The sequence below is a fragment of the Lysinibacillus sp. EB271-A1-10B genome, from assembly GCF_058791335.1.
The window spans coordinates 18,236-30,062 of the sequence record NZ_JBYTDL010000029.1 but is presented as its reverse complement, the minus strand read 5'-3'; the positions used below and the strand labels follow the sequence as shown (position 1 = coordinate 30,062).

The following is an 11,827-nucleotide window of genomic DNA, read 5'->3' as shown; positions in this document are numbered from 1 at the left end:
GGAAGAAAAACAAGATGAAATTTGGCTTTGATATAGATGACACACTCATCGATTTACGAGCACATGCCTTTGGGCTCTATAATAAAAACCTTAGTAAAAATGTTGCACTAGAAACATTTCAAGCTTTGCAAAGAGTTGAAATTCACGAACCTTTTGGATTAACAGATGCTGAAGGATCGGCAATGTGGAATAGTTCATTAGAGGAAATTTATTTTACGGATTGTCCTTCTTTTGAGGGAGCACTCGAGATGCTTCAAGCTTTGGCACAGCAAGGACATGACATTTATTATATTACTTCGCGTCCAAAACAGTATTGTGAGCAAACACAAGCTTGGATGAAGGCACAAGGTTTTCCAATCACAGAAGGTCATTTTTTCTGCGGAATGCAGGATACAGAAAAAGTGGCGATCATCAAAGAGCTAGCTTTAGATGTTTATGTGGATGATAAACCAGCTGTATTAGAAACACTGCAAGATGTGCAGACAAAAGTAATTTTAAAAAATCAATCCTATAATCAACATGTTGAACTGCCACGCTTAAATCATTGGCAGGACTTCTTAGAAATAGTAAATAATTGAAGTAATAAACCCGAATAGAGGGCACTTAAAAAGTGAACCTATTCGGGTTTATTCTTTGTTTCTATCAATACAATTGCTTTTCGATTTCTAATGCAACGCTTTGAATAGCTTCAATTAATAAAGTTTCATCATAGTCACTATAGCGTACTTCTGGTATAACGAGTGACACGGATGCAATGATTTGGTTGGAAGCGTTTAAAATCGGTGCAGATAAAGAACATGCTCCACGTACACGCTCACTATTGCTTCTCGCAAAGCGCTGACTACGAATCTGCTGTAAATCATCCCGCAGCTGCTCTTTTGAAAGTATTGTCTGATCAGTGATACGTTCAAGACTAATATTCTCTACATATTCTTCAACATCTGGCATAAATGCGAGTAATATTTTAGATGATGCACCTGCATAAAGGGGAGAGGTGTCACCTACAAACATTTTCGTTGAAAGCGGGTATGTTGAATCATAGTTTAAAATACATCGTCTTTCCAATCCGTCAATAATATTCATGGAAACACTTTCGCCTATTTCTTCGTTTAGCTTTTTTAAAATAGGGTCTGCGACAATAATAAGACTGGATTCTTCTTTTACTAAATTTCCTAAATAAAGAAGTGAATGACCTAATTGATAGCGCTTAGTACGCTCATCTTTGTGAAGAAAGCCTTCGTACACAAAGGTAGAAACGAAGCGTTGTAAACTGGAAATGCTTATCCCTGTTTTTTTACTTAACTCAGTTAGGGAAAGGCTAGGTTCATCTTTTGAAAAAGCTTTTAACACTTTAATAGCTTTGTGCAGTGATGACATTGTATAGTTTTTTTCGAAAATCTCTTGATTCATCCCGTCACCTACGTAATAAAATTCTCTTCGACATATGCCGGAGGATTTACCTATATTAATACATTTTACCTCTATTATAGCGCAATTTTATTTTTGTAGAGAGGACTTTTGGAATTCGTTCGTATGTTCTCCAAGTATCGGTGGTGCTAATTTAGATTGAATAGGTAAATCAGAGAACTTTATCGGGCTTTTGATGAACTTGATCGTACCATACTGTTCGTGCTCTATTTCACCAATCATGTCGCGTGCAATAAATTGGGGTTGTTCTAGTGCTTCAGCGATGGTGTTCACACGTCCACCTGGAATTTTGTATTGTTGTAATTTGGTAATCCATTCATCCCGTGTTTTTGTCATCGTAATGTTAGTAATCATCTGAACTAGCTCCGCTTCATGTTGCTTGCGCATCGTATTTGTTAAAAAACGCGGATCATTAGCCCATTCTTCACGTTGCAACAGAGTGCAAAACTTTTTAAATTGCCCATCTGTACCGACGCAAATCATTAAGGGGCCATCCTCACAGTGAAATACTTGATATGGCGCAACATTATTATGACGATTCCCTAGACGTTCTGAGATAAAGCCTGTATTTAAATAGGCGCTTGCTACATTTGCTAAACTACTCATCTGAACGTCTAATAATGCTAAGTCGATAAATTGCCCTGTATTTGTTTGGTCACGCATTCGTAAAGCGGTTAAAATACTAATGACTACATAATTAGAGGTTAAAATATCTGCAATAGGGACACCAACTTTTGTCGCTTCTCCTTCAGCTGAGCCAGTAACATGCATTAAACCACTCATCGCTTGAATAACTGGATCGAAGCCTGGTTCATGCGCTAGAGGACCTGTTTGACCGAATCCTGTTACCGCGCAATATATGATTCTAGGATTCACTTTTCTTAATTCCTCATAGCTTAGTCCCATTCGTTCCATGTCACCCGTCTTAAAATTTTCGAGTATGACATCAGCGTCTTTTACAAGTTCTTTAAATTTTTCTCTGTCTTCTAGTGTCTTTAAATCTAATGTAATCGATTTTTTATTGCGATTGGCACATAAATAATACGTACTTTGACCATTTACAAATGGCCCCCAATCACGCATACTATCAGAGCCATTTGGATGTTCTATGCGAATTACTTCTGCTCCTAAATCGGCCAACATCATGGAGCCAGCAGGGGCAGCATAGACGCGAGATAAATCCAACACTCGAATATTTTCAAGAGGTTGCATTGTTCGTCCTCCTAACACTTCATTTATAAACTGGCTTACGTTTTTCTACTACTGCGTTTACACCCTCTTTAAAATCATCTAGCTCTGTGACAATCGCCATTTGTGAAGAAATGTAATCAAGGGCAGTACGCAAATCCATCCGTTGACTTTGATAAACAGCACGCTTTATGAATTGTAATGTCGTAGTTGGACGACTTGCTAATTCCTTAGCATAATTCAATGTGTATTCATCAAGCTCTTGGTCTTCGACAACAAATGTCACAACACCTTTGTCTTTCGCTTCATCAGCAGTTAATACACGAGCTGTCCAGAACATGTCTAATGCTTGGTCGATGCCGATTAATTTCGGTAAATAATAAGCGCCACCGTCGCCCGGCACGATCGCAACGTTAATATAGCTTTCTGAGATCTTTGTAGATTTTGCAGCAATCCGAATATCGCACATTAAGGCCATATCAAGTCCTGCACCCATCGCAAACCCATGTACCTGTGCAATAACGGGCTTATCAATTTCTTCAAGGAGAAGGGGGATACGCTGAATCTTTTTCCAAAGCGAATTTTTGCGTGCTAAACCTGTTGAAGAGATATCGTCCTCGCTTTGGAAAAATCCTTCACCGGCTTGCATCGCTTTAATATCCCCACCAGCGCAAAATGATTTTCCATTCCCTTTTACGATAACGACACGAATATCCTCTGAATCACGGACATTTTCAAGAGCTTCAATCCATTTAGAGATCATCTCTTCACTAAAAGCATTGTACGCTTCAGGTCTATTTAATGTAATTGTGGCAACATGGTCTTGCACCTCAAAAAGTAAATCAGTCATTGATAACACTCCTTATCATGTCATTAGTTTTTTAAAATTCATTACAACCTTGTATAATTAACGTCTTTAACCTTCTACTTTAAGAAGCGGTGAGCTTGCGCTGAACGAAGTTAAATATCCCCATAGGCTATCTCCGCTTTTTTCCAATAGTTGTGTTGCGACAAAATGAGTCCAATAAGAGGTGCTGGCTCCTTCATCGCGCCATGACCAAAGTCTTCGTGTAAATTGATGCAAACTATGCTCGTGTGTTGTACCAATTGCAGCGTGTACTTGATGCGCAATTGTTGTCACTGCTTGAATAATTTCTTCAAAACGAATGCAAGCGTAAGCAACCTCACTATTTTGACTGTTCATCTGAAGGGCTTCTGTAACATTATTAAATGCTGCAAGAGCAATCGCCGTTTCACCTGCTAAATTTACAATATGCTGTTGAACGAGCTGGAAGCGATGAATCGGTCGACCGAATTGCTCACGTTCTTTCGTATATTGAATAGTTAAGTCATTTATTTTATCGATCGCACCGGTCATCAGTGCTAATTGGAACGCAGAATTAAGTGTTGTTATAGTGTGTATCTTATCAGTGGGTAACACAGCAGATATTTGTGAAGCAGTAGCATCATGGAATATCACGGTATCCCGCGGCTCGCTTGCTAAATTCGTACCTAGCTTAATTTCAGCTTGGCTTAAATCTATTTCTACAAGATGCGTGCCCTCCGTGCTATGGGCAAGTGTTACTAGGTGTTTTGTATGACGTGCCCAAGGGACTTGAATCGCTTCTCCCGTTAATTTACCATTCTCTAACGTAAAGGCTTGATTAGGGCATAGTATATACGTAGCTAAATCCTCAATTACTTGTAACTGCGTAAACTGCAATAAGTAATTTGCAAATGTTGTTTCTATAAATGGAATAGGTGCAGCGTATTTTCCAGTTAAACGAACAATATTTAATAAATCCTCTATGTCGCCACCAGCACCGCCATTTTCTTCTGAAATAGCAACAGCAGTCATTCCATTTTCTTTAAACAGTTCCCATAGTTCAGGTGCCCAATTACCTTGTTCCACTGTATCGACTAAATCTTTATCAACTTTTTCTTTTAACATACGCTCTACAACATCAACAATCATGTCTCTCATTTCACTCATTGTGCTATAACCCCTTTCGCTACAACGCCATACAGTACTTCTGAAGTTCCTCCACGAATAGTAAAACCTGGTGCATGTAAAATGGATTCAGCCATAAAGCGGTCGATTTTACGATGCGCGTCAAGTGTTGGATAAGTCTGTACGATTAAGCGTGTGATTTCAGGAATACTTTGCTCAAATTTCGTACCGAGAGCCTTCACAAGTGCTGCAGGAATAGATACATCATCACCTTTACAGGATTCTAGAAGTTGAGCTACACCAATTGATAAATTACGTAAACCCCAAAGACGAGCTACTATTTTAGACGCTTGCTGTAACCCTCCTAAATTGTTTTGGCGCTTTAACTCTTGAATAAGCTCATCGATTAATGGGAAGGTACTCAATATGCGCTCTGGGCCACTGCGCTCAAACGCAAGCTCTGCTAATCCTTGAGTCCAGCCATTACCGATCTCTCCAACAACCATATTGTCAGGTACAAAAACATTGTCAAAGAACACTTCGTTGTAATGATGTTCACCAGTTAAAAATTTGATAGGAACAACAGTTATACCTTCTGCATGTAAATCGACAATCAACTGACTGAGCCCGGCATGTTTACTTTTTCCATCAAATGGACTTGTGCGCACTAAAGTAACCATATAATGGCAAAGGTGTGCGTTACTCGTCCATATTTTCTGACCGTTGACAATCCATCCACCATCTACTTTTTCAGCACGTGTGCTGACCGAAGCGAGGTCAGAACCACTATTCGGCTCACTCAAACCTATGCCGAAGAAGCATTCACCTTTTACGATTTTTGGTAAGAAATAGTCACGCTGCTCTTCTGTTCCATAACGTAAAAGAAGGGGCCCTGTTTGGCGATCAGCAAACCAATGTGCAGCAACTGGGGCACCAACGGCTAAAAATTCCTCTGTTAAAATGTATCGATCGATAGTACTTCTCTCGTGGCCGCCATATTTTTTAGGCCAAGTTAAGCCAATCCAACCTTTTTGACCGATTAATTTAGAGAATTCAGGATCATCTCCACTGAGCCAAGAATCACATTTAGGCGTGAAGGTTCCTTTTGCTAATTCATCCTGTAAAAACGTTCGAACATCTAAGCGAAATTGCTCTTGCTCTTGTGTAAACTGCACAGTTGGTAAATGAAACAATTTGATTCACTCCTTAAATTTTACCGTAATGTGGTAATTATTATCGTATATGTGTATTTTATGATTACTAACAAGTGTAGTCAATTACTTTTTGGAATTATTAGAAAATTTAACGAGTGAAGTGAAGAAGTTTTAACGCTTATCACCAAAACGTGGGATGATTTCCGTTCCGACTGGGCGCTTTGTTGTTGCTGTCGCTTCGCTTTCGCACAGAGCAGAGCTTCCTGGGGGCGTCCGATGAGCCGCTTCACTCGCGATGCTCGCTGCAGGGTCTCGGGCCAACAGATGTTTTTTGCGCGAAAGCGTAGTGCTAACGAAGTGGCAGCAGCACCGATGTTGGTCACGAAGGTGTTATCACAGGATGTGATGCTTTTAGCCTTCGTTCCTCTATCGCTGATCCCCAAGGAGTCGCCCAGTCTCCACTCCAATCCACTTATAAAATGGCATACATTTTAACAAATATCATCCCAGGCTTTTTATGCACGGAAATAAAATTGATTAAAAAATGGAAAATTGCAGAATAAACATGTTACTATGTAGAAAATTCTGTTTTTGGAGGTGTGGGGTATGCAATTGGCTATCGAAACTTCCCAAAAAATAATGCAAGTTTTATCACCACAATTAGTACAGCATTTGGAAATACTGCAATATACAACGAATGAGCTAGAACAGTATATTTATGATAAGGCTAACGAAAACCCACTGTTAGCAGTCACTGATGCTAAGGTGAAAATGCATTATGAGGAAATTATGCAATTAGCAAGCTATTCCGATAAAAGTTATTCCGCGCAACATTATGCGCCTCAACATCATTCATTTAATCCAATTGAGATGAAGTTTGCTGTAAAAGAAAGCTATGAGCAGTTCTTACTGGAACAAGTACCTATGCATAAAAATCTATCTTCTATAGATTTGAAAATTTTAACGTTTTTAATTCAATCCTTAGATGAACGTCTATTTATAGATGTTGATTTAGAAGTTGTCGCTACTATATGTAAAACGGATGTTATGCATGTAGAGGCATTATTGGACTTACTTCAAACTTTCGAGCCAGTAGGAGTAGGGGCACGTAATTATCAGGAGTATTTACTCATTCAAGTAGACAGTGATGCGCTTGCTCCAAAATTGGCCTCTCGATTTATCGAAACGGATTTAGAGCTAGTAGCAGCACAAGCTATTAAACAGTTAAGTAAAAAGTATAAAACGTCTCTACATGAAGTGCAGAAAACGATCCGCTATATAAAAAATTTAAACCCAGTGATGATGGGAGATCAATTCGAAGCGATTCCATATGTTATGCCAGAAATCGAAGTAGAGAGATTAAGAGAGGAATGGCTGATTAAATTAAATCGTGGATATTTACCAGTCGTTACTATCGATAAACAGTATGTTGAAATGCTAAAAAATGATCCGAATTGTAAAACATATTTCAAAGATACAATGAGAGATGCTCTTTTATTATTACAAGGAATTGAGCAACGTGATAAAACATTGTATGAGTTAGCTAGATTGCTAGTGGAATTGCAAGCAGATTTTTTCCGTAAGGGTATGGAGGCATTGAAGCCAATGCAGTTAAAAGATGTAGCGGATAAATTAAGTCTACATGTATCAACAATTAGTAGAGCCGTGCGTGGAAAATATATAAAAACCCCTCATGGTGTGTATGCTTTACAATCGTTATTTACAAAAGGAGTAATGAATATTTCTGGAAAAATGGATTCGATTATGTATATTAAAAAGCGGCTCAAACAGTTGATTGAGGGAGAGGATAAACAAAAGCCTTTAACTGATCAACAGATTACAAATACTTTGAGTGCTGAAGGTATCCAAATATCCAGACGAACAGTAGCGAAGTACAGGGAAGAGATGAATATTATGAGTTCCTTTAATCGAATGTATGGATAGGATAGATGATGTAAAAGAATAGTCATTGATGTATTTTTGCATCAAAACTTGAAAATCGCATATTAAAAGATTTGTAGATTTTCCTAACTAAGTAAATTTAAAGCTCATCAGCATAGCGTGAGGTTGATTTCCGTTCCGGCTGGGCGCTTTGTTGTTGTTGCTGTCGCACAGAGCAAAGTTCCTGGGGGCGTCCGATGAGCCGCTTCGCTGCGCTGCAGGGTCTCGGGCCAACACGATGTTGGTCACGAAGGCGTTATCACAGGATGTGATGCTTTTAGCCTTCGTTCCTCTATCGCTGATCCCAGAGGAGTCGCCCAGCCTCCACTCCAATCAACATATACATGGCATATGTTTTGACTTCATTCTAGCGGGTGTCCAAACATCCTTATCCCTGAATTTTTGTGATAAGACAATTTTCGGCAACAATAATCGATGTAAATAAAAATATTTTGAAATTTTTGATAATTAGATAGGTTTGGCATCAGAATTGCTCATTAAACTGTAGACATTCAAGTAGAGAAAAGGGGCTAGTAAATGTCTACATAAAACACAAAGGGGTGGTTTAATGGGAACTTTGCAAAAATCACTGAAAACACGACATATTACAATGATTTCCATTGGTGGGGTTATTGGTACAGGGCTTTTCGTTGGGACAGGAAAAAATATTTTAAGTACCGGTCCTGCAGCGGTGGTTTCATATGCAATTGCGTGCTTACTCATAGTGCTGATCATGCAAATGGTTGGGGAAATGGCAGCTGGAGAAATTGTATTAGGAAAGAAATCAGGAGGTTCTGCAGAGTTAGGTTCATTTGCTTCGTATGCAGGTAAGTATATTGGTCCATGGGCAGGGTTTACAGTAGGCTGGCTTTATTGGGCAAGCTGGGTATTTATTGTGGGGTTAGAAGCAGCACTCATAGGGGGAATGCTGCATAATTGGTTTCCGATGATACCAACATGGCTTGGAAGCGTAGGCATAACGTTATTGATGACAATCGTTAATATTTATTCAGTAAAATCATTTGGTGAATTTGAATATTGGCTTTCCTTCGTTAAAGTTACGGCTATCGTTGTATTTTTAATTGTTGGTATAGCCATGATTTTAGGGATTTGGCCAAATTCTGAACCGAAGGGATTGGGCATTTTAACAGAGTTTGGTGGATTTGCTCCAAATGGCATTGTCCCAATTTTTACGGCAATTGTCTTTGTTATATTCTCGATATGTGGTGCTGAGGTTGCAGCCATCGCGGCAGCAGAGTCAGAAAATCCAGCAAAAAATATTGTCCGTGCTATCCGCAACGTTGTCTTTCGATTAGGTTTATTTTTTGTAGGATCAGTAGCTATTATGGTTTTACTTATACCTTGGAATGATACAAAAATGTTGGCAGCGCCGTATGCAAATATTTTAACAATGGCAGGGCTTCCAATTGCTGCTCAACTTATTCAAATAGTCATTTTCATTTCATTAATTTCTGTTTTAAATTCCGCTCTTTATACAAGCTCACGTATGTTACTAGAAATGTCGCGTCAAGGCGATGCACCAAAAATATTCTCACAAATTAAAAATCATCGAGGTGTGCCTGTCCCAGCTGTTATTGGTAGTACGGTGGTTGCATATATTTGTGCGATGTTATACTTCATTTCACCTGAAGTTATTTTCTACTTTTTGGGGAATTGCGTTGGAGGATTAATGATTGCAGTTTATATTTTCATTGCTATTTCACAAATTCGTTTCCGACGTCATTATGACAAAGTTGCAGATGAGGTATTATCGATTAGAATGTGGCTATTTCCATATCTATCGTATGTCACAATTGGTATTTTAACACTCGTTTACTTCTGCCAAGCACTCATCGAATCTTTACGTTCACAATTTTATTTAAGTACATTAGTACTAATTGGCTCAATTGTGTTGTTCATGATCATGCGAAAGCTGTCGACAAGACCTGCGGAGCAAATAGAGGAAAAGCTAGCCTCGGAGTAGAATTCTATAAAATGCAAAAAATTCGCGATATTCCTGCGAGATATCAAGCCGCGAAAGAATTTAAAGGATGCTTTAAGTTCTTTCGCGACGTATAGATGCCCCGTAGAAAGAGCGAATTTTTTTGTTATTTTATTGGATAAGGTGTGGGTTTGTAAATCGGTAAAAATGGTTAACTGATACACCTATTAATTGATAAAGATTTAAAGTTCGAGAGGGAGTGATCTAGATGTCGATAACTCAACTACATAAAGATGAGCATTTTTTTATTGTAAAAAATGATGAGGTAATGATTAAAAGTGATATCCAAATAGAGCTTCTTGAAAAAATAATAAAAAACTATAGTAAAGGGACGGAAAGCTTTGAGGTAGATGGTTATTTTGTTCATGTATTAGAGACTTCGCAAAGTAGCTTATTTTATGTCAAACCATTCATGCAGTATAGCTATATAGATTTTATGAACCCGTTGTCCATTAAAGTATTAAACTCCATATCTGATGGCGTTACAGTATGTGATAGCGATGGCAAAATTTTATTTCAAAATGATATTGATATTGAAATTGTTGGCATTGATTTAATGGGGAGATATGCAAAAGACGTAATCGCTGAAGGATTAATGAGTGATTCCATTTCGATGAAAGTAATTGAATCAAAAGAAAAAGTTACGATTTTGCAGACGTTTATTAATGGAAAATGCTTTTTAGTTTCTGGTAAGCCAATATTTGATGAATACGGTGAATTACAATACGTAGTAGCAATTACACGTGATATGACACAATTAAAACTGTTAGAGAAAGAAGTAAAAAAATTAGAAGTTCAAAATGAAAATTTTAAAAATAAGCTACATGCCCTACATAATAAAGAAACAACAAAAAGTAGTTTAATCGCAGTCTCTTCAGAAATGATGCAGGTTGTAAAGCGGGTTATGAGAGTTGCAGAGGTAGACTCAACTGTATTAATTGGTGGCGAATCGGGCGTTGGTAAAGAAGAGATTACAAAGCTTATTCATGCAAATAGCCGACGTTACGATAAGCAAATCTTAACAATAAACTGTAGTGCAATCCCTGAGAATTTATTAGAGTCTGAGCTTTTTGGCTATGAGGCAGGAGCATTTACGGGTGCAGCAAGAGGTGGTAAGGCAGGATTATTTGAGATTGCGTCTGGCGGTACAGTGTTTTTAGATGAAATTGGAGAGATGCCCTTACTACTACAGGCGAAATTATTACGTGTCCTCCAAGAATCTGAGGTTCAGCGTTTAGGGAGTGGAAAGCCTATTCCAATTGATGTACGCATAATCGCTGCGACAAATCGAAATTTAGCGGAAATGGTAAGGCAAGGTCATTTTCGTGAGGATTTATATTATCGTTTAAATATTATCCCGATTGAAATTCCTCCTTTAAGATTTCGTCGTCAAGATATTATCCCGCTAGTCTACCACTTTTTAGCTGTTGTTGAAGAAAAATATGGTATCCATCGAACAATAGAGTCATCTGCAATGAAAATATTAGAGTGTTATGATTGGCCAGGAAATGTACGACAACTTAAAAATATGGTGGAGCGTATTTGCTTGCTAGCAACGCAGCCAGAAATAACAGCATATATTGTGCAACAAGAGTTAGATAGTAACCCCATTATTATACGTGATGTAGAAAATCCTGTAGAAATACAAAACAACGAGGAACAAGTAGTAAGCCCGAAGTTTAGCGGTACGTTAAAGGAGCAAGTAGTGGCGTTTGAAAAGAAGATTATTAAGGAAGCTCTATCTAAATTTCCGAGTATCCGACAGGCTGCTAAATCACTAGGCTGTGATCAGTCAACGTTAGTACGTAAAATACAAAAATTCCAATTAACGAAACAAATTTCATATAAGGACTAGTGATGTATTTTTGCATCATAACTTCATTTGTGCAAAAAAAGCTGTAATATTGCAATACTCACTAATTCATACAAGGAAAATGATGAAATACATCATTAATATGTTTATAGATTTAGAAGAAAAGGGGCATTTTCAAAAAAGAAAACGTCTCTTTTTCATTTGTTGCAGTTGTTGTGAAGCGTTTTGATTTTTTCACTCATCACCAAAAGATAGGAATGATTTTGTTGAAATGTATGCAAAATATATAAGTTGATTGGAGCGGCTCATCGGACGCCCCCGGGAAGCTTTGCTCTGTGCGAAAGCGAAGC

9 protein-coding genes are annotated in these 11,827 nt (G+C 38.2%); 4 read left to right on the top strand and 5 right to left on the bottom strand.

What is annotated here, in order from left to right; genetic code table 11:
- The first annotated feature begins 14 nt into the window (after nucleotides 1-14).
- Nucleotides 15-578 (top strand): 5' nucleotidase, NT5C type, encoded by a 564-nt coding sequence (locus tag AC3WSK_RS23550; RefSeq protein ID WP_079560809.1) that lies wholly within the window; start codon nucleotides 15-17, stop codon nucleotides 576-578.
- 64 nt (nucleotides 579-642) lie between these two features.
- Here the strand turns inward: AC3WSK_RS23550 and AC3WSK_RS23545 are convergent, their stop codons facing one another.
- The 5 genes from AC3WSK_RS23545 to AC3WSK_RS23525 form a co-directional block, all read right to left on the bottom strand.
- Nucleotides 643-1,410, bottom strand: coding sequence for an IclR family transcriptional regulator (locus AC3WSK_RS23545; RefSeq protein WP_492414761.1), 768 nt, complete (start codon nucleotides 1,408-1,410; stop codon nucleotides 643-645).
- An 87-nt stretch (nucleotides 1,411-1,497) separates the two neighbouring features.
- On the bottom strand, nucleotides 1,498-2,640 hold the full coding sequence (locus tag AC3WSK_RS23540; protein WP_427483000.1) for a CaiB/BaiF CoA transferase family protein: 1,143 nt from the start codon (nucleotides 2,638-2,640) through the stop codon (nucleotides 1,498-1,500).
- A gap of 19 nt (nucleotides 2,641-2,659) precedes the next feature.
- Nucleotides 2,660-3,466, bottom strand: coding sequence for an enoyl-CoA hydratase/isomerase family protein (locus tag AC3WSK_RS23535; protein ID WP_079560812.1), 807 nt, complete (start codon nucleotides 3,464-3,466; stop codon nucleotides 2,660-2,662).
- 66 nt (nucleotides 3,467-3,532) lie between these two features.
- Nucleotides 3,533-4,609, bottom strand: coding sequence for an acyl-CoA dehydrogenase family protein (locus AC3WSK_RS23530; RefSeq protein WP_427482998.1), 1,077 nt, complete (start codon nucleotides 4,607-4,609; stop codon nucleotides 3,533-3,535).
- Nucleotides 4,606-5,766, bottom strand: coding sequence for an acyl-CoA dehydrogenase family protein (locus tag AC3WSK_RS23525; RefSeq protein ID WP_427483024.1), 1,161 nt, complete (start codon nucleotides 5,764-5,766; stop codon nucleotides 4,606-4,608). Before AC3WSK_RS23525 ends, AC3WSK_RS23530 begins: the two co-directional genes overlap by 4 nt.
- 561 nt (nucleotides 5,767-6,327) lie before the next feature.
- Between AC3WSK_RS23525 and rpoN the strand changes: the two genes are divergently transcribed.
- From rpoN to AC3WSK_RS23510, 3 genes are all read left to right on the top strand, one after another.
- Nucleotides 6,328-7,665, top strand: coding sequence for an RNA polymerase factor sigma-54 (gene rpoN / locus AC3WSK_RS23520; protein WP_079560816.1), 1,338 nt, complete (start codon nucleotides 6,328-6,330; stop codon nucleotides 7,663-7,665).
- Between the two features lie 565 nt (nucleotides 7,666-8,230).
- On the top strand, nucleotides 8,231-9,646 hold the full coding sequence (locus AC3WSK_RS23515) for an amino acid permease (RefSeq protein WP_427482995.1): 1,416 nt from the start codon (nucleotides 8,231-8,233) through the stop codon (nucleotides 9,644-9,646).
- A gap of 226 nt (nucleotides 9,647-9,872) precedes the next feature.
- Nucleotides 9,873-11,519, top strand: coding sequence for a sigma-54 interaction domain-containing protein (locus AC3WSK_RS23510; protein ID WP_427482993.1), 1,647 nt, complete (start codon nucleotides 9,873-9,875; stop codon nucleotides 11,517-11,519).
- Nucleotides 11,520-11,827: the final 308 nt, after the last annotated feature.

What these genes read in the sequence shown, in the direction of transcription:
- AC3WSK_RS23550 (WP_079560809.1), top strand. Translation starts at nt 15, where the DNA reads ATGAAATTTGGCTTTGATATAGATGACACACTCATCGATTTACGAGCA.
- AC3WSK_RS23545 (WP_492414761.1), bottom strand. Translation starts at nt 1,410, where the DNA reads ATGAATCAAGAGATTTTCGAAAAAAACTATACAATGTCATCACTGCAC.
- AC3WSK_RS23540 (WP_427483000.1), bottom strand. Translation starts at nt 2,640, where the DNA reads ATGCAACCTCTTGAAAATATTCGAGTGTTGGATTTATCTCGCGTCTAT.
- AC3WSK_RS23535 (WP_079560812.1), bottom strand. Translation starts at nt 3,466, where the DNA reads ATGACTGATTTACTTTTTGAGGTGCAAGACCATGTTGCCACAATTACA.
- AC3WSK_RS23530 (WP_427482998.1), bottom strand. Translation starts at nt 4,609, where the DNA reads ATGAGTGAAATGAGAGACATGATTGTTGATGTTGTAGAGCGTATGTTA.
- rpoN (WP_079560816.1), top strand. Translation starts at nt 6,328, where the DNA reads ATGCAATTGGCTATCGAAACTTCCCAAAAAATAATGCAAGTTTTATCA.
- AC3WSK_RS23515 (WP_427482995.1), top strand. Translation starts at nt 8,231, where the DNA reads ATGGGAACTTTGCAAAAATCACTGAAAACACGACATATTACAATGATT.
- AC3WSK_RS23510 (WP_427482993.1), top strand. Translation starts at nt 9,873, where the DNA reads ATGTCGATAACTCAACTACATAAAGATGAGCATTTTTTTATTGTAAAA.